This is a genomic window from uncultured Roseobacter sp., from assembly GCF_947488185.1.
Taxonomy (GTDB): domain Bacteria; phylum Pseudomonadota; class Alphaproteobacteria; order Rhodobacterales; family Rhodobacteraceae; genus Roseobacter.
Genome location: NZ_CANKYM010000001.1, coordinates 1 through 18,067 on the forward strand (window position 1 = coordinate 1; position 18,067 = coordinate 18,067).

Sequence of the window (18,067 nt, forward strand, 5' to 3'; positions counted from 1 at the left end):
ACGTCCGACCCTCAACAGAACCAGAACGCGCAACACCATTCACTAAAAGCGATACCTCAAACATAAAATAACTCCCTTCAAGTTCCTGCAGTTCATCCGCCCGAAAGACGTTTGAACCAACCCTTTTTCTGTTCACCTGTTTCGGCATCCGCCTCCGCGAGTTCCTCGGGCGCGCCAACCGCATTCTGAAAATTGTTAAAAAACTGATCTGCCATCTTCTTGGCAAACCCATCGATGATCCGGCTGCCCAACTGGGCCAGCTTGCCACCGACCTTGGCCTCCACGTCATAGTGCAGCACGGTTTGATGCGCGTCGGCCTCCAGCCTGACATCGGCACCGCCCTTGGCAAAGCCCGCAGCACCGCCTTTGCCTTCGCCCGAAATTTTCAGGCTTTCCGGCTCCACCATATCGCTCAGCGCTACACCGCCTTTGAACGTCGCCTTCACTGGGCCGACCTTCTGAACCACAACGGCCTCGAACCCCTCTTCGGGCGAGCCTGTCATTTCCTGACAGCCCGGCACGCATTCTTTCAAAACTTCCGGGCTCAGCAAGGCCGCCCAGACTGTCGCCACATCGGCATTGATTGTTCGACTGTCACTCAGTTGCATTGCGACTCCTCCTGAATTTTTCAGGACCATAGCAACGCCAGTTTACCCGGCCTATGCGACCATCCGAGTAGGACAAAGGTCGCATTTACCTGTCCGGCGGCTGAAACGTCAGCCCGTGGTCCGCGTAAATCTGCGGAATACGACCATCTTCAATGGCATATCGAATTGCATCGTCAACCGCGTAGGAGAGCGGGCGATACCGGAAATTCACCGCCACGCCCAAGGTCCAGCGGCTGACGGCAAAACCCGCCAGCGGCGGCTGATGGATGCCGACCCCCTCGTCGGCACCATGCTCCAGCTGCGCCAGTGGACCCATCACCGCCTTGGTCTCCCCTGCCCGCAGTGTCGCCATGGCCTCCTCCATATCGGCAAAGCGGGTCACCTTGCCCGCCAGCTGACCGCCCGCGAATGACGAAAGATAGAAATCCGAGATCGAGTCATTTTCAACAGCAACCGGGTCAAAGCGGAAGTAGGCCGGGACAGGTTTTTCCTCCGGATAGCTGGCCTTGTCATAGGCAATAGCGATGGATTCCGAGGCGTATTGCCCGGTGAAAACTACCTGTTCGACCCGACATTTGAACGCGGAATCGTAGGGAATGCGCATCATCACATTGGCGATCCGGCCCCCGATGAGCGCGCCTCTCCAGATGTTGTTGCGCAAATCTGCATCCAGGTTTTCGCCCGCCGCGACGAAGTTGAACCGTGCATCTACCCCCATATCCGCGGCGATGATGCGGGCGATTTCGATGTCGACACCGCGGGGCTGCCCCCCCTCCTCCCAGCTGTAGGGCGGATAGTCTTCGTAGACGGCAAAGAGCATGTGACCCTGCTCCTGGATCACATCCATCTCCTGCCCGACGATATCCCGGCTGGCGTTTTGCGGACGGGCCTGGGGAACGTGGTCCGCACAAGGGTCTGCTGCCAGCGCGGGCGCTGGCAGCAGCAGGGAGAAAACCAATACGAGGTGCTTCAGACGGTGCAGGCGCATCAACTACTGGGCCGCAGACAATCCGATGGTCAGGGTCTCGGCGGCGGATTTGTATCGTGCCTGCGTACCATCAATCAGGTTGGCTGCGCGGAAGGCGACCGAATCCGCAACTGGCGCGCCCGACAGGGTTTCAATCGACCCTGCAATCTCGCTGAGGCGGGATTTCAGGGCGTCAGGGTCGGCCCCTTCGGCATCGCCCTCGGCATACATCTGCAACTGATCGCGCATCGCCTTCAACTCGTCCGCGTATTCTTCCATGGCGTCGCCATCGGGACGGGTTTCGATGTAGGTGCGAATGGCCCAGGCGGCGTCCTGGCCCAGCAGCTCACCAAAGGCGGGCATCTTGGTAATGCCATTCTGCGTATAGCCTTCGCGAAAGCGCTCCATGTACCACTCGTCACCATATTCTTCGGCCTCGAGAAAGCGCAGATCCGGGGCGAGCCCGCCGGAGACGACCTCCAACCCGTGGCACCGCGCACAGTTCTGATTGTAGCCTGAGGCACCGATTTCCACGGCCTTGAGCCAGACCTCTTCCCCGGCAGCCTCCGCCCGGTACGGGTTCTCGATCAACCACTCATCTCCCGTTTCTGGCAATCCCGCGGTATCAACCGCTTGTGGCTTTACGTCGCCATGCGCCGACACGAAAGTGGCCGCCGCGATCAGGGCGCCAGCGGCCAGACCTGCAATCTTGAATGGGTGTGTCATTTCTCTCCTCCCGGGATCGAATATGTTGTTTTCATCTGTTGTAATCAGGCGCCGCGAGAAAGGGTATTGGACTTTGGTTGGGTGCGACGTGGGGGACTAAAGTCCTATTCAACCCTCCCGTGCAGACACACTACTTTTAATGAGGGAGGAACTTCAGATGCATCGACTGGTTGCCGTTGTTTTCGCGCTATGCTGCGCCATGTCCACTGCGGCTGAGGTGACGTTGAACACAAACTACCTGCACGTCGAAATCCCTCTGCCCCCGACACTGTCGAACCTTGACCCGATCCCGGACAACATCGGACTGGCCGGTGTTTTGACCGGCCTTAAGGACAACCAGACGACGGGGCGTTTTTTGGATCAGAAGTATGAGTTGACAGAAACCTATGTGCCCGGAGGTGAGGATCCGCTTGTCGCAGCCAAGGCGCTGTTGGCAACAAGCCCCTATCTCATCCTGAACGCGCCTGCAGAGGTACAAATGGCCATCGCCGATTTGCCAGAAGCCCAGGGCGCGCTGATCTTCAACACCTCGTCGGGCAATATTTCTCTGCGCGATGGCGAATGCCGCAACAATCTCTTCCACACGCTGCCCTCGGATGCGATGCGCACAGATGCGCTGGCGCAGGTCTTTGTGAAAAAGCGCTGGACCGATCTGGTGATGATCACCGGCACACATCCGCAGGACGTGGCCTATGCGCAGGCGATGCGGCAGTCACTTACCAAATTTGGCCTGGACCTCGCCGGTGAAAAGGAATGGGCCTTTGACGCGGATATGCGCCGCAATGCCTCTCAGGAAGTGCCGCTTTTTACGCAGGATTTCGGCGATTACGACGCCATGATCCTCGCCGACGAGCTGCATGATTTCGGGCGCTACGTGCTCTACAACACTTGGGAGGCGCGTCCCGTGACCGGGTCCGAGGGGCTGTCGGCCGTTACCTGGTCCCCCGTGATCGAGCAATGGGGGGCTGCACAACTGCAATCGCGGTTTGAAAAGGCCCACGAACGCCCGATGACATCACAGGATTACGCCGCCTGGGCCGCAATGCGCACGCTGGGCGAGGTGGTGACCCGGACAAATACCGTCGATCCGACCACTCTACGTGACTACATCTTGTCCGACGCCTTTGAGCTTGCAGGGTTCAAAGGTCGGCCCCTGACATACCGCACCTGGAACGGTCAGCTGCGCCAGCCCATCGCCATCGTGCACCCGCGTGCTTTGGTGGCGCAGGCACCGCTGGACGGGTTCCTGCATCAGGTCAACGAATTGGATTCACTCGGGCTCGACCAACCCGAAAGCACATGCGAGGCCTTCCAATGATCCGAACAACGCTTGCCGCTCTCTTGCTGACCACCACCGCCCATGCGGGCGAGATCTGGGTCACCAACGAAAAAGACGATACCGTCTCGGTCATCTCGACCGAGACGCTGGAGGTGATCAAGACCTACGAGACCGGCGAACGCCCGCGCGGCATCACCTTTTCCAAGGATTTCAGCCTGCTCTATATCTGCGCGTCAGACAGCAACGCCGTGCAGGTGATGGACCCCAACAGCGGGGAGATCCTGCACGATCTGCCCTCGGGCGAGGACCCGGAGCAATTCGTGCTGCACCCGGACGACCGCCATCTTTACATCGCCAATGAGGATGATGCGATCACCACCGTCGTGGATACCGAAACGCGCAAGGTCGTGGCCCAGATCGATGTGGGCATTGAGCCAGAGGGCATGGCGGTGTCACCCGATGGCAAGATTGCCATTACCACCTCCGAGACCACCAACATGGCACATTGGATCGACACCGAAACACAAGAGCTTTTCGCCAATACGCTGGTCGACAGCCGCCCGCGTCACGCGGAATTTCTAAGGGACGGCAGCGAGATGTGGGTCAGCTCCGAGATCGGCGGCACGCTGACGATCTTCGACACGGCCACCCAGGCCGAGAAAGCCAAGATCAGTTTTGAGGTGCAGGGCGTGCATCCTGATCGTGTACAGCCTGTGGGCTTTGAATTCACCGATGGGGATACCCACGCCTTCGTGGCACTTGGCCCGTCGAACCACGTGGCCGTCGTGAATGCGGAAACTTATGAGGTCGAAGATTACATCCTCGTTGGTCGCCGTGTCTGGCACATGGATTTCAACGAAGACCGCTCGCTTTTGTTTACCACCAACGGTGTGTCGGGCGATGTGACCGTGATCGACGTGGCCAAGCGCGAGGCCATCAAATCTATCAAGGTGGGCCGCTTCCCCTGGGGGGCCGCCTTCCGTCCGACCAACTGATCCTTTATACTGGAGCATATCATGACCCGACTGGCCACCGCCCTCGCCCTTTGCCTCGCCACCACCCCCGCGTTTGCCGATGACGATAAAGGCTTTGGTGCCGCGGGCTTGCTCTCTGGAAATAACAAGGAGGACTTGCCACCGATCATCCTCTCAGCAGGCGAGCCGATTTCCAGCGCACCCTGGGTTCTGAAATCAGGCACCTATTACGAGTTCGAAATTCAGGGAGACGGCAGCCAGGAACTGGCATTGACGGGTCCGGAGTTCTTTCGGGCCATCTGGATTGACGAGATTGTTTTGGAGGGTCTGGAAATCCGCCCGCTGGGGCTGGACAGCGTCGAATTCGACGAGGCCGGTGAGATGGAGATCGGCTTCATCGCGATCAAGCCCGGCAGTTATTACATCAAGATTCCCGGCACCACAGGCGAGACGCAGCGGCTCGACATCACCATCGAATGACAGGATTGTCCGTCAAAGACATCACCTATCGATACGGCGCCAAAACAGCACTGGACGGGGTGAGCTTTGACATACCGCAGGGCGCCTTCTGTGCCCTTCTGGGACCAAACGGCGCCGGCAAATCGACGCTCTTCAGCCTGCTCACACGACTGTTCGTTGCGCCCGTCGGTCAGATCGACATTGCCGGGCACAATCTGGCGCGGGACCCGCGCGCGGCCCTCGCAAAGCTGGGCATCGTCTTTCAACAGCCCACGCTGGATCTCGACCTTAGTGTGCGCCAGAACCTGAGCTATTTCGCTGCCTTGCACGGTCTTTCCGGGCGGGACGCAAGGATGAGGATCGAAGCCGCGCTGGACCGGCTCGATATGCTGCCGCGGGCGCAGGAGAAAGCGCGCGGTCTCAATGGCGGCCATCGCAGGCGCGCCGAGATTGCCCGCGCGCTCGTTCACGCACCCGCGGTCCTGTTGCTGGATGAACCCACCGTAGGTCTCGACGCTGCCGCGCGAGCGGCGATCACCGAACATGTCCATCACCTCGCCCAGGACGGCACCACCATCCTCTGGGCCACACATCTGACCGATGAAGTCTGGCCCGAAGACCAGCTCGTGGTCCTGCATCAGGCAGCCATTCTGGCACAAGGCGCTGCCGCCGACATTGCGGGCGAGATACCCTTGCATGACAGGTTCCTCGCTATGACGGCAACCCCTGCATGAGCCCTTATCTCATCTCCCTGCGCGCCATCGTCGGGCGGGAGGCCTTGCGGTTCATCCACCAGCGTGAACGGTTCATCGCCGCCCTTGTGCGCCCCCTTGTCTGGCTGCTGGTCTTTGCCGCCGGCTTCCGCGCCGCCCTCGGTCTGAGCATCATTCCTCCGTACCAGACCTACATCGCCTATGAGACATACATCGTGCCGGGCCTTTGCGGGATGATCATGCTTTTCAATGGCATGCAGTCCTCGCTCAGCCTTGTCTACGATCGGGAAATGGGCTCGATGAAACTGCTGCTCACGGCACCCCTGCCGCGCTGGTGGCTACTCTTTTGCAAACTGGCCGGGGCCACGGCCATCTCTATCCTGCAGGTCTATGCGTTTCTGGCGATTGCTGCGCTTTATGGCATCGATATGCCTCCACTGGGCTACATCACCGTGCTGCCTGCCCTCGCTGTTGCCGGGTTGATGCTGGGGGCGCTGGGGCTGTTGCTGTCCAGCTTCATCAAGCAGTTGGAGAATTTCGCGGGGGTGATGAATTTTGTCATTTTCCCGATGTTTTTCCTGTCTTCCGCGCTCTACCCGCTTTGGAAAATGGCGGAATCCTCAAAGCTTTTGCACGATATCTGCGCGCTGAACCCTTTCACCCATGCGGTGGAGCTCATCCGTTTTGCGCTTTACGTGCAGTTCAATGCCGCCGCTTTGGGCTGGACACTGTTGGCCGCTGCCGTCTTCGTCGCAGCGGCACTCTGGGGCTACAACCCAAGCCGAACCGGGATGAGTCGTCGAGGCTAATCGCTCTACGACCATGGGCGCCTGTAAAAATGCTGACATCGATGGTACCCTATGCCCATGAAACCCGCATTACCCGTCCTTCTGATAAGTTTTCTAGCCTTACCGCTCCGGGCCGAAAGCGAAGACCCAAACCAGTTCGGCACGACGAACCCCGATGAGATGACCTGGCAGAGCTTTCGCCAGCGCGCGGATGCAGGGGAGACCGGGATAGTGCTCTGCTCCATGGGCTATATGATGACCAAATCCGGCGACCATGAGACGGCGCGCCTGCTCTTTGAAAATTGCGCCAACGCCGGATACACCGGTGCCATGACCTGGATGAGCCAGCTCGACAACAACGGGCTGGGCGGTGAGTACGACCCCGACGCCGCGGCAGAGTGGGATCGCCGCGCCGCGGAGGCAGGCGACCCAGTGGGCAAGTTCAACTATGGCCTCGACCTGATGCGCGGCCACGGCGTGGCGCAGGACGAAGCCTTGGGGCGGCAGTACGTGGATGAGGCGGCCCGAAACGGGCTGGCCATTGCCAAACGCCTGCAGGGCGCCGGCTATGACCTCGACGAGGTTACGCCCGATGCGGACAACTCAAAGTACGGCCCGTTTTTCTAGACGATCACTCGATGACCATGCGCGGCAGCCAATGGCTGTCCGGGTCGCTTGCGTGCAAATCACCGGCTTTCAAGGGGCGCAGTTCTCCCGCATCGGGCGGCACCGCAAGCAGATTCATATCCATCTCGTGCAATATTCCGACGATGACGCCATCCTGATCGGATAAGTCGTAGTAGACGCCGTTCCACATGTTGATCCCGTACTCCCCTGCGCCTTTCCACAGAAACAGGAAGTCGTATTCCAGATCGGTCAGGTCCGCCGAGACATCCCGCGCGATCTCGTAGGGATAGGGTACGTGGCACCAGTGTTTTGCAGGCCCTTCAAGACATTTGAACGGGCGCATCGAGAGGAAGTGATTGGTGAAAGCGGCCTCCTGCATCTGCACCGAATAGGTTCCGTCACCGGCAAGGATGAGCGAGGCGATCTGCACCCGCGTGCCATCCTGCGCTTCCAGATAGACCTGTCGCTCTTCTGCAGCGCCCGCGCAAGCCGCCCAGCAACCCATTAAGATCAAAACATAATTCATTTTGCCCCCTCCCACGGCCTACCAACAGTGCACACCTGCGCGGGCCCGGCTGACCATACGACCATTGGCCAATACCTAGAAACGGCCTTTGGTTGAATACTCCTTTCCAACCGGTCGTTGAGTCCTTGGGGCGCTGGACCTGTTGCAAAGCTCAAGGGAGGAAAACCATGAAAAGGTTCGCGATTGCAGTGACAGCTGCGCTTCTCGCCACGACATCGCTTCATGCCGAGGTTACCGAGGAGATGCTGCGGAACGACACGGCATCCACGGGAGATGTTCTGACAAACGGCATGGGGCGGCATTTGCAGCGCTACTCGCCGCTCGATATTCTCAACAAGGACAATGTCGAAAATCTTGTACCGGCCTGGGCGTTTTCGCTCGGTGGTGAGAAACAACGCGGTCAGGAAACCCAACCCATTGTGCATGATGGCGTGATGTATATCACCGGGTCCTACTCCCGGATGTTCGCCATCGATGTGAAGACCGGCAAGGAACTCTGGCAATATGACGCGCGCCTGCCCGAAGGCATCCTGCCCTGCTGCGACGTGGTCAACCGCGGGGCGGCGATCTATGGCGACAACATCTATTTCGGGACGCTGGATGCGCGCATCGTCGCGCTGAACCAGAAAACCGGCGATGTGGTCTGGAACAAGAAGATCGCGGATTACAAGGCGGGCTACAGCTATACTGCCGCACCGCTGATCGTGAACGGTCTGATCATCACCGGCAACTCGGGCGGTGAGTTCGGCATCGTCGGTGAAATTCAGGCGCGCGACGCGGAAACCGGCGACATGGTCTGGACCCGTCCGGTGATCGAAGGCCACATGGGCACGCTCAACGGCGAAGAAAGCACCATGACCGGCACGCTGAACGCCACCTGGCCCGGCGACATGTGGAAGACCGGCGGCGGCGCCACCTGGCTCGGCGGGTCCTATGACGCTGATACCGACACGCTGGTCTTTGGCACGGGCAACCCTGCACCCTGGAACAGCCACCTGCGCAATGCAGGCCAACCCACCGACGGTAATGCGGGCGACAACCTCTATGCCGCCAGCCGGATCGGGGTTGATCCTGCCACCGGCGAGATCAAGTGGCACTACCAGACTACCCCGCGCGAGGGCTGGGACTATGACGGTGTGAACGAGGTGGTTTCCTACACCGACCGCGATGGCAACATGCGCTATGCCACCGCCGACCGGAACGGGTTCTTCTATGTGCTCAACCGCGAGGACGGCGCCTTTGTCAGTGCCGTGCCCTTCGTCAAGGACATCACCTGGGCAGAAGGTATCGATGAGAACGGCCGCCCGATCTTTATCGAGGACAATCGCCCCGGTGACCCTGCGGCCTCCGCCGATGGGAAGAAGGGCGAGGTGGTGTTTTCCTCACCGGGCTTCCTCGGCGGCAAGAACTGGATGCCGATGGCCTTCAGCCAGCGCACCGGCAACTTCTATGTGCCCTCCAACGAATGGGGCATGGACATCTGGAACGAGCCGATCACCTACAAGAAAGGTGCGGCCTACCTCGGCTCCGGTTTCACCATCAAGCCGAACTATGAAGACCACATTGGCTCTCTGAAAGCCATTGACCCGGATACGGGCGAGTTGAAGTGGGAGTACAAAGACGAAGCGCCGCTTTGGGGTGGTGTGATGACCACCGCAGGTGGCCTTGTCTTCACTGGCACGCCGGGTGGTGAGTTCATCGCCTTTGACGACGAAACCGGCGAGCAGCTGTGGTCCTTCCAGACCGGTTCCGGCATTGTCGGCCAGCCGATCACCTGGGAGCAGGATGGCGAGCAATATGTCACCGTGATCTCCGGCTGGGGCGGTGCGGTGCCGCTCTGGGGGGGCGAAGTGGCCAAGAAGGTCAGCTACCTCAATCAGGGCGGCATGCTCTGGACGTTCCGCCTGCCCCGTCAGCTGGCCGCCAACTGACAAGGTAAGGTATTGAAAAAATTGGGCGCATCCCATATCGGGGTGCGCCTTTTTCTATGAGACTTTTTGCCAAGTAGATTTTTGCAAGTTTCGGCACTAGCCTAAAGCCATGAACACGCAAGACGCTTCCCTTTCAGCTCATGCCAAAATGCGCGGCGGTTGGGCGCTCGTGGTGGACGACCATCCGCTGTTTTGCGACGCTCTGGAGCTTACCCTGAAATCGGTTGCCGAATTTGCAAAGATCGTGACGGCGGACAGCATGGAACATGCGCTGGAGAAGATCGACGGGAACACGCCGCCAGACCTGATCCTGCTGGATCTGAACCTGCCGGATGTCAGCGGGCTGGACGGGCTCATTCGTCTCAAGCGCGCGGCGGATAAAACCCCGGTGATCATTGTGTCCTCCATGACCGACAACGCGATCATCAGCGGCGCCATCGAAGCCGGGGCGTCGGGGTTCGTGCCGAAACACAGCCATCGGTCGGTGTTTCAGGAAGCGCTGGAACATATCGCGGGGGGCGGCGTTTTCACCCCTGCCGGATTCGTCGAAGGCGAGGCCTGCGAGGAAGGCACCAAGGCCGTCTCGCGTCTGTCCAGCCTGACCAACCAGCAAGCGCGTATTCTCGAACTGATCTGTGAAGGCAAGCTCAACAAGCAGATCGCCTTTGACCTCTCCATCGCGGAAACCACGGTCAAGGCACATGTCACCGCGATCATGCGCAAACTGGGCGTGCAAAGCCGGACACAGGCCGTGCTGGTGGCGCAGGATGCCAAGTTCGCAAATGTCTTGCCAAGTTCTTCCTAGGCGTCCTATCCTCGCCTGCAGGGAGAGTTACAAACATGAACGCCAACGCTGGTTTTGCGGATACCGCCGACCCAGTGCAGCCTGACGAGAGTTGTGCACTCAGGACCGCGCAGGTGTGCTGGTCCAACACGTCGCCTGTGGCTGCACTGTACGAGGTGCTCGGTCCGGGGCCCTTCAGCTTCATCTCGATCATGGCCACGCCGCTCGCCGATTTTCAGGGCGTGGTGGCCGAAGCCCGGCGGGTCTATCCCGACACGGATGTTGTCGCCTGCACGACGGCGGGTGAAATCACCGGTGCCGGATATGACGAGGGCACGATTGTCGCCATCGCCTTTCCGGCAGAGGATTTCGCCTCCTGCTCCATCATGATCGAAAACGTGGATGATCTGGATGCGCAGGCGCTTGTGGATCAGATTACGCTGGAGCGCATGGGGCTGCAGCAACGTGCCTCCAGGCTCCCGCATAGTTTCGGGTTTCTGGTGGTTGACGGGTTGTCGTTGAGTGAAGATACGCTCAGCGCGACGATTGCCCCGGCGCTGGGGGATACGCAGATTTTTGGCGGCTCTGCGGGAGACGGCACTGATTTCCGCCAGACGCTGGTGGGCCTGAACGGGCGCGTCGCCGATAACGCCGCCGTGCTGACGCTGGTGCGCACACGGCTGCGCACCAAGGTCTTTAGCCTAGATCATCTGGTGCCCACGGGCGAGCAGATGGTGGTGACAGAGGCCGACCCCGCCCGCCGCATCGTCCGCGCCATCAACGCCGAACCGGCAGCGCGTGAATATGCGCGGATCGTCGGCAAGGACCCCGAACAGCTGGACCGTTTTACCTTTGCCGCCCATCCGGTGGTGGTGCGGATCGGTGATGCGCATCATGTCCGCGCCATCCAGCAGGTGACCAAAGATGGGGACCTTGTGTTTTTCTCTGCAGTGGACGAAGGCATGGTGCTGACGGTTGCGCGGCCTGAGAACATGGTCACTCATCTGGAGCGCAAACTGCAGGAACTCTCCACCGAAAATGCCCCGAGCGACATCATCGGCTGTGACTGTATCCTGCGCCGGATCGAGGCGGAGCAATCGCAGATCGTCCGCGCCATGTCTGACGTGTTATCGCGCCACAATGTGATCGGCTTTTCTACCTATGGCGAACAGATCGGCCCGCTGCATGTCAACCACACTATGAGCGGGGTGGCCTTCTACCCGGCGGATGCGGATGAAACAACGCATGTCGCTGATTAACCCCGCCGATACGGTCGAGAAACAGAACGAGAAGCTGCTGGTGATCGCGCAATCGCTGATGCGCCGGGTAGAGCAGAAAAGCGAGGAATCCGGTCTCGCCTACCGGCAGTTCGAACGCGCGGCGCTGCTGGAAAGCCAGGTGCGCGAACGGACCCGCGACCTGGAGCGCACGCTTGATCTTTTGCAGGATTCTAATGCGCGTCTGGAAGTGGCCCGCGCGGAAACCGAAACCGCACGGTCCAACCTCGCCGAGGCCATCGAGACCATCGACGAAGGCTTTGCCCTCTTTGACACCGATGACCGGCTTGTCCTCTTCAACAGCCGGTTTTGTCAGGACCTGCTGGACATCGTGCCTGGCCTGAGCGCGGGCCTGCCGTTTGAAGACTACGTCTCGCTGGTCTCAGAAAGCCGGTTTCTGTCGCTGCCCAAGAACCAGACCCCCGAGGATTGGGCACAGCGGCGCCTTGACCATCACCGCGACCCGCACGTCGTCTTCAATGTCAGCCTGCTGCGTGACCGCTGGCTGCAAGTCAGCGAACACCGCACCTCCGGCGGCGGTACCGTTATCCTGCAGACCGATGTTTCCGACATCATCCAACTGGAACGGCAGGAGCGCGACAAGCTGCGCGACGAACAGGCCCGCATCCTGCAGGCCACGCTCGACCACCTCAATCAGGGGGTTTGCATCTTTGATCGCAACCGCACGCTGGTGGGCTGGAACAGCAAGATGGATGGTTTTCTGGCCCTGTCCAAACCGCGCGTCACCCTTGGCATGAATTTCTCCTACCTGATCAACCGCTTGCGTGATCAGTTGGTGTTCACCGACAAGGTGGATGCCGAGCGTCTGCGCAGCTGGGCCAACCGCGCCCATGGCCGCCCGCCCATTGCCTTTGAAATCCGCCGCGAAGATGGCCGCATCTACAGCGTCTTTGCCCAGGAAATGCCGGACCATGGTTTCGTGATCAGCTTCACCGATGTAACAGCAGAACGCGAGGCTGCCCGCGCGCTTTTCGAGATGAACGAGCAGCTTGAACGCCGGGTGCGCGACCGCACACAGGAGCTTGGCGTGGCATTGGCCGAAGCCGAACGCGCCAATGCCTCGAAATCCCGTTTCGTCGCGGCTGCCAGCCACGACCTGCTGCAACCGCTTTCCGCTGCCAAGCTCTTTGTCTCCTCGCTTGCGGATAAGGTCACAACCAGTGACGCGCAGGATGTGATTGGCAAAACCGAGGCCGCGCTGAACGGCGCGCAACAGATCATCGAGGCGCTACTCGACATCTCGAAGCTTGATGCGGGCAAGGCGGTGTTCAAGGTCCAGACCATTCGCATATCGGATATTCTGGCGCCACTGCGCGACGAATTGGCAGCCACGGCTGCGGCCAAGGGCATCGCGCTGGACATTCTCGACAGCTCACTGACGGTGCGCAGCGATCCGGCCTATCTGCGGCGCATCGTCCAGAACCTGCTCTCCAATGCGGTGCGCTATACGGACAAGGGCCGCGTCCTGCTGGGCGTGCGGCGCAGCGGCACCTCGGCCCGGATCGAAGTCTGGGACACTGGCTGCGGCATCGCGGAAGCGGATCAGGAACAGATTTTTCAGGAGTTCAGCCGCCTCAACCCCGACCCTGCCGATGGAGGGCTGGGGTTGGGGCTGGCCATCGTAGAACGCGCCTGCAAGGGGTTGGGGCACGAGCTGGGCCTGTGGTCGAAACCGGGCAGTGGCAGTTGCTTTTCCCTGAACGTGCCCATCGACACCGCCGCCCTGCCGCATGACGCCAAGCGCGCGGGGTCGGGAGATACAACCCCGCAAGACCTCAATGGGCTACTCGTTCTGCTGGTGGAGAACGATCCGGCCTTTGCGGGTGCACTGTCGCTTGTCGTTGAGGACATGGGCGGCGAGGTGATCCATGCGCACAGCGCGGATGAAGCGATGACCCTCATGCACGCCATTCAGCTTATTCCCGATGCTTTTTTGTTCGATTACCAGTTGGACAAGGGCAACACCGGCACCGCGCTTTACCAAGAGATCACGAAGACCTACGGGCCGATCTCGGCGGCAATTGTCTCCGCTGATCGCACGCGTGAGCTGCGTCGGACGTGCAAAACGCTCGGCCTGCCCCTTATGTCCAAGCCCGTCGACCGCGACCGCCTTTGGGGGCACCTGTCTGACCGGGCCCGTGAGTTGACCAGCAGCGCGTCCTGAAGCACCGATAACACGATCTTTCAGCCTTGTGCCTAACACTCTTCGGCGAGCGCGGGGACCACTATCCCGCTGGGCGCGTGCGTCCCCAGATGAGGGTATGCCGTGTCCCAAAGTCATGACACCGGCGATCCTGGACCACCATTTGGCGGCGCAAACAGGGAAAGGCACCTCGTTTCAGATGGCCAAACCTGTCCCCAGAAATCTTTTCGTACGAAATATCTTTCAATCACGTATGGTGCAGGCACGGGCTACTGATTGGGTGGCAGCGGCCAGATTTAATACAGGCCGTCCAATCACTACCATGACGGTGCTGAACCTTGGTAGTGACGGGGTAATTGTACAGAAGGAGACATCGGATGAGTTTTGATATTTGGGCACTCTATGTCGCAACCGTGTTCCTCTTCATGCTGACACCCGGCCCCAGCCATTTGCTGATGCTCTCAAACAGCATGACGCATGGGTTCAAACCCTCCATCGCGACAGCCGTCGGTGACCTGACTGCCAATGCGCTGCAGATGCTGGCCGCGGGTTTGGGGCTGGCCGCGCTAATCGTGGCCTCGCAACATGCGCTGACGGTCATCAAATGGATGGGTGTGGCCTATCTGCTCTGGATGGGCATCCGCATGTGGCGCACTGCGGGCAAAAGCTCCCTGTCGACGCAATCCAACACCTCAGCTTCAACGCGCAAACTCTGGCTGCAGGGTTTCGTGACCTCCGCAGCCAACCCAAAGGCCGTGGTGTTCTTCGCGGCGCTCTTTCCGCAGTTCATCACCGCGGATCAGCCGTTTTTCCTGCAGCTCTTCATCCTTTCCGCGACATACATCGCCATCGACGGGGCTTTCCTGCTGAGCTACGGGGCAAGTGCTGGCTGGCTTGCCAAGCGCCTGAAGGCCAAGGCGCAGGTCGCAATTGGCCGCATCGGCGGGGCGTTCCTTGTCGGCGCGGCCATTCTGCTGGGCCTCAAGAGCCTGCGCGACACGGCGGGCTCCTGAACCATATCAGCGGCCTTCTCGCCCCCCTCTAAATCCTCAGGCAGAGCGCACGTCACAGCGCGCTCTGCCATCTCATGTGTACGCCGCTCTATTCAATAAACGTGCGCGCCAGCCTGTCCTGAAGGGGTTGGGTCAGATAGCTGAGCGCAGACCGTTCGCCCGTGTTGACAAAGAGGTCCGCGGGCATGCCCGGCACCAGATCCAGCTCGGCAACGGCTGCGGGCTGGGCGCTGTCGAATGTGACCCGCGCCGTATAGTAGGCTTGGCCGGTGCGGTCATCCTCCAGGCTGTCAGCGGAAATATCGACGATCCTGCCCGTGGCCTCGGGAATTTCCGCCTGATCAAAACCCGACAGCCGCACGCGGGTTGACTGGCCGACAAAGAGCTTTTCAATGTCCGCCGTGTTGACCCGCGCTTCCACCACCAGCGGCTGATCGACCGGCACGATATCGAGGATAGGTGCGCCGGGGCGGATGACACCGCCCGCGGTAAAGACCGTCATCCCCACGACGCGCCCGCTGACCGGCGCGGTGATCACCACCCGTTTTAAACGTTCCGTGGCACCCACATATTGCGGCTCCAGCGTCGCCAGCAGCCCTTCGACCTGCGCGAGTTCCGTCGAGGCCGCCTCGTCACGCTGGGTCTGTTCGCCAATGCCTGTCAGCTGCAATTCACTAATCTGGTTTCGGGCCTGCGCCTCCTGCGTCTGCAAAGAGGCATCCACGCCTTTCAAGCGCTCAACCTCGACACGGCGGGTGTTCACACGGGCAGTAGCCACAAGGCCCTTTTCCAGAAGCGTTTCGAGATTGCCAAGCTCCTCCCGCGTGATCTCCAACTGGCGTGTGTTCGATTGTCGCTGCGCGCGCAGGCCAGACATCTGATCCTGCAAATTGGCGATCCGCTGAGCCAGCAAATCCTTTTCGGCCGTGCGGGTGCGCATTTCAGCATCGAAGAGCAGCCTTTGCGTCTGATAGGCGTCCTGCCAGTCGTCGCGGTGCATTGCGACCCTGAGCGTCTCCTGCACATAGTCCGGGCCGAATGTATCCGCTCCCTCAAGCTGCGCCAGCAGCCGCGCGCGGCGGATCATCAGATCGCCCAGCTGGCTTTGAATGACGTCCAGATCGACATCAAGATCCGTGCTGTCCAGTTCGAGAAGGGTCTGCCCCGCCTTGACCAGATCACCATCTGTCACACGGATGTCGCGCACGATACCGCCGTCCAGATGCTCCACGGTCTTGCGATTGCCTTCCACAACCAGAGAGGCGGGCGCGACAACGGCCCCGTCGAGCTTGGAGGACGCCGCCCAATAGGCCGCGCCCCCGACGAACCCGGTCACGACGATCAGGCCTGCGAAAACAAATCCCTTGATCCCCGCCTCGTTGGCGCGATCTTCGACGCGGTTATAGTCTTCGAGCCGAAGAACAGTCTGGGCGGGATGCGTTGGAAGGTGAGAGGTCATTGAACCGCTCCTTTCTGAAGCTGTTGATCCTTGCGCGCGGCAAGCTGTGGGTTCTGTTTGCTGGTCATGACGGGCTGTTGTCTTGGGCGCAGGATGTCTTCCTTGTCGCCAAAGCCACTCTGCATGCCCTTGCTCAGAGTCAGGACCTTGTTGACCGCTTCGAGCGTGCTGGGCCGGTGCGTCATCACAAAGGTGATGGCCCCCCGGGCGCTGGCCCCGCGGATGGCATTGCGCAGCGCCAGTTCCCCCTGACTGTCGAGGTCGGAGTTCGGTTCATCCAGCACCAGGATAAACGGATCATCATAAAGCGCCCGCGCCAGAGCAATCCGCTGCCGTTGACCGCCCGAGAGGTGGAAACCTTTGCCGATCTGCGTGGCGTAGCCATCCGGCAGATTGCTGATCAGATCGTGCACATCCGCCGCGACCGCCGCCTCCAGCACCTTGGTGTCATCAATGGTGGTGGAGAAGCGCGCGATGTTTTCGCGGATCGTGCCATCAAAGAGCTGCACATCCTGCGGCAGGTATCCGATCAGCTGCCCCAGGTCTCCTGCGTCCCATTTCGCCATCGGCGTGCCGTCCAGACGGATGGCGCAGCGCTGGGGCGTCCAGATCCCCGCGAGCATTTTCGCCAGCGTGGATTTGCCGGACCCGCTGTGGCCGATCACGGCCAGAACGTCACCCGCCGACAGCGCAAAGTCGATGCCGCCAATGGTGGCGTTCTGCGCCAGCGGCGGCCCCGCCTGCGCAATGGTGGCGTTGAGGGAGATTTGCGGGCGCGGCAGGGCCAGACGTTTGAGCTCTTGCGGGAACGCCTCGCTCAGCGCGGCGAGGTTCTTGTAGGACCCGCGCGCTGCCAGAAAGGTGCGCCACTGGCCAATCAGCTGATCGATGGGGGCCAGCGCGCGCGCCAGCACGATGGTTGCGGCGATCATGACACCGGCAGTGGCGTCACCGGTGATGGCAAGGGCGGCACCAAGCCCCAGCATGGCCGATTGCAGCCCCATCCGGATCGTCTTGGACAGCACCGAAAAGCTTGCGATCCGGTCACTGACACGGGTTTTCAGGCGGTGCGCATCAAGCTGCAGAGCCGTCCAGCGCCGGGCGAGATCACCAGTCATACCCATTGCGTGGACAAGCTCTGCATTTTGCTCACTGGAGGTGAACAAGGCGTCGGACCTGCTGCGCGCGTGGGATGCATCCTGCATCACGCCAGAGGCACGCGTGTTGTTGATCAGGGCCAGAATTGTAAGGAGCACCGCACCGGCAAGACCCAGGGCGCCGAGATAAGGGTGCAGCATGTAGAGCACGCCGAGGTAAATCGGAATCCAGGGCGCATCAAAGAACGCAATCAATGTGGAGCCGGAGATGAAATCGCGCAGGCCGGTGATGTCGGTGGCTGGGCTGTCGCCTGCCGTGGCCTTGCCGTGCAGACGGCGGCGGATGGCGGATTGCAGGACGGGTGCGCCTATTTTCAGCTCGAACCGGGCCCCGAGGCGGTTGAGGATGCGCGTGCGCATCAGGTCGAGCAGGCCGGTCACGATGAAAACGCCCGCCAGAAGAAGGCTGAGCGCGATGAGCGTGTCCATATTCTGGCTGGTCAGCACACGGTCATAGACCTGCAGCATGTAGAGGGGACCGGCAAGCATGAGAAGGTTCAAAACAAGGCTGAAGAAAGCGATTGCGAGAAAGCCGCCTCGCAGGGAGGACCAGGCTGATTTGACGGTGGATTTTTTCTGAAACATGGGGGTGATCTCTTTTCAGGGTGAAGGGGC

General features: G+C 60.5%; 17 protein-coding genes. 11 read left to right on the forward strand and 6 right to left on the reverse strand.

Annotated elements, in window-relative coordinates:
• Positions 1–92 precede the first annotated feature (92 nt).
• From Q1A52_RS00005 to pedF, 3 genes are all read right to left on the reverse strand, one after another.
• On the reverse strand, positions 93–608 hold the full coding sequence (locus Q1A52_RS00005) for a CoxG family protein (protein ID WP_300009247.1): 516 nt from the start codon (positions 606–608) through the stop codon (positions 93–95).
• 85 nt (positions 609–693) lie between these two features.
• Positions 694–1,596, reverse strand: a complete 903-nt coding sequence (locus Q1A52_RS00010) for an ABC transporter substrate-binding protein (RefSeq protein ID WP_300009249.1) — start codon at positions 1,594–1,596, stop codon at positions 694–696.
• A gap of 3 nt (positions 1,597–1,599) precedes the next feature.
• On the reverse strand, positions 1,600–2,301 hold the full coding sequence (gene pedF / locus Q1A52_RS00015; RefSeq protein WP_300009251.1) for a cytochrome c-550 PedF: 702 nt from the start codon (positions 2,299–2,301) through the stop codon (positions 1,600–1,602).
• 157 nt (positions 2,302–2,458) lie between these two features.
• Here pedF and Q1A52_RS00020 point away from each other — a divergent pair, with 157 nt between their 5' ends.
• From Q1A52_RS00020 to Q1A52_RS00045, 6 genes are read left to right on the forward strand one after another with little or no spacing between them, the layout of a single operon-like run.
• Positions 2,459–3,619 carry an ABC transporter substrate-binding protein gene (locus Q1A52_RS00020; protein WP_300009253.1) on the forward strand — a complete coding sequence of 387 codons (1,161 nt, stop codon included), beginning with the start codon at positions 2,459–2,461 and terminating at the stop codon, positions 3,617–3,619.
• Entirely contained in the window at positions 3,616–4,575 is a 960-nt protein-coding gene (locus tag Q1A52_RS00025; RefSeq protein ID WP_299410306.1) for a YVTN family beta-propeller repeat protein, read from the forward strand. The genes Q1A52_RS00020 and Q1A52_RS00025 overlap by 4 nt, the downstream gene beginning before the upstream one ends.
• Before the next feature lie 21 nt (positions 4,576–4,596).
• Positions 4,597–5,034, forward strand: coding sequence for a hypothetical protein (locus Q1A52_RS00030; RefSeq protein ID WP_300009256.1), 438 nt, complete (start codon positions 4,597–4,599; stop codon positions 5,032–5,034).
• Complete coding sequence (locus Q1A52_RS00035) at positions 5,031–5,747, forward strand: ABC transporter ATP-binding protein (protein WP_300009258.1); 717 nt, start codon at positions 5,031–5,033, stop codon at positions 5,745–5,747. The genes Q1A52_RS00030 and Q1A52_RS00035 overlap by 4 nt, the downstream gene beginning before the upstream one ends.
• Entirely contained in the window at positions 5,744–6,535 is a 792-nt protein-coding gene (locus tag Q1A52_RS00040; RefSeq protein ID WP_300009260.1) for an ABC transporter permease, read from the forward strand. The genes Q1A52_RS00035 and Q1A52_RS00040 overlap by 4 nt, the downstream gene beginning before the upstream one ends.
• Before the next feature lie 57 nt (positions 6,536–6,592).
• Positions 6,593–7,141 carry a sel1 repeat family protein gene (locus Q1A52_RS00045; protein ID WP_300009262.1) on the forward strand — a complete coding sequence of 183 codons (549 nt, stop codon included), beginning with the start codon at positions 6,593–6,595 and terminating at the stop codon, positions 7,139–7,141.
• 4 nt (positions 7,142–7,145) lie between these two features.
• Here the strand turns inward: Q1A52_RS00045 and Q1A52_RS00050 are convergent, their stop codons facing one another.
• The gene (locus Q1A52_RS00050) at positions 7,146–7,667 is read right to left on the reverse strand and encodes a hypothetical protein (RefSeq protein WP_300009264.1); all 522 of its coding nucleotides are present in this window, start codon (positions 7,665–7,667) and stop codon (positions 7,146–7,148) included.
• 167 nt (positions 7,668–7,834) lie between these two features.
• Between Q1A52_RS00050 and Q1A52_RS00055 the strand changes: the two genes are divergently transcribed.
• The 5 genes from Q1A52_RS00055 (at position 7,835) to Q1A52_RS00075 (ending at position 14,836) form a co-directional block, all read left to right on the forward strand.
• The gene (locus Q1A52_RS00055) at positions 7,835–9,598 is read left to right on the forward strand and encodes a PQQ-dependent methanol/ethanol family dehydrogenase (RefSeq protein ID WP_300009266.1); all 1,764 of its coding nucleotides are present in this window, start codon (positions 7,835–7,837) and stop codon (positions 9,596–9,598) included.
• Positions 9,599–9,707: 109 nt separating this feature from the next.
• A complete protein-coding gene (locus Q1A52_RS00060) occupies positions 9,708–10,403 on the forward strand; it encodes a response regulator transcription factor (RefSeq protein ID WP_300009268.1) in 696 nt (231 codons plus the stop codon).
• Between the two features lie 35 nt (positions 10,404–10,438).
• Positions 10,439–11,641 (forward strand): FIST N-terminal domain-containing protein, encoded by a 1,203-nt coding sequence (locus Q1A52_RS00065; RefSeq protein WP_300009270.1) that lies wholly within the window; start codon positions 10,439–10,441, stop codon positions 11,639–11,641.
• Positions 11,628–13,844, forward strand: coding sequence for a PAS-domain containing protein (locus Q1A52_RS00070; RefSeq protein WP_300009272.1), 2,217 nt, complete (start codon positions 11,628–11,630; stop codon positions 13,842–13,844). The genes Q1A52_RS00065 and Q1A52_RS00070 overlap by 14 nt, the downstream gene beginning before the upstream one ends.
• A gap of 356 nt (positions 13,845–14,200) precedes the next feature.
• The gene (locus Q1A52_RS00075) at positions 14,201–14,836 is read left to right on the forward strand and encodes a LysE family transporter (RefSeq protein ID WP_300009274.1); all 636 of its coding nucleotides are present in this window, start codon (positions 14,201–14,203) and stop codon (positions 14,834–14,836) included.
• 88 nt (positions 14,837–14,924) lie between these two features.
• Here Q1A52_RS00075 and Q1A52_RS00080 read toward each other — a convergent pair whose 3' ends face one another.
• Both Q1A52_RS00080 and Q1A52_RS00085 read right to left on the reverse strand, forming a co-directional pair.
• Positions 14,925–16,295: an HlyD family type I secretion periplasmic adaptor subunit gene (locus Q1A52_RS00080; RefSeq protein WP_300009277.1), complete on the reverse strand. Its 1,371-nt coding sequence runs from the start codon at positions 16,293–16,295 to the stop codon at positions 14,925–14,927.
• Positions 16,292–18,037, reverse strand: a complete 1,746-nt coding sequence (locus tag Q1A52_RS00085) for a type I secretion system permease/ATPase (RefSeq protein WP_300009280.1) — start codon at positions 18,035–18,037, stop codon at positions 16,292–16,294. The genes Q1A52_RS00080 and Q1A52_RS00085 overlap by 4 nt, the downstream gene beginning before the upstream one ends.
• Positions 18,038–18,067: the final 30 nt, after the last annotated feature.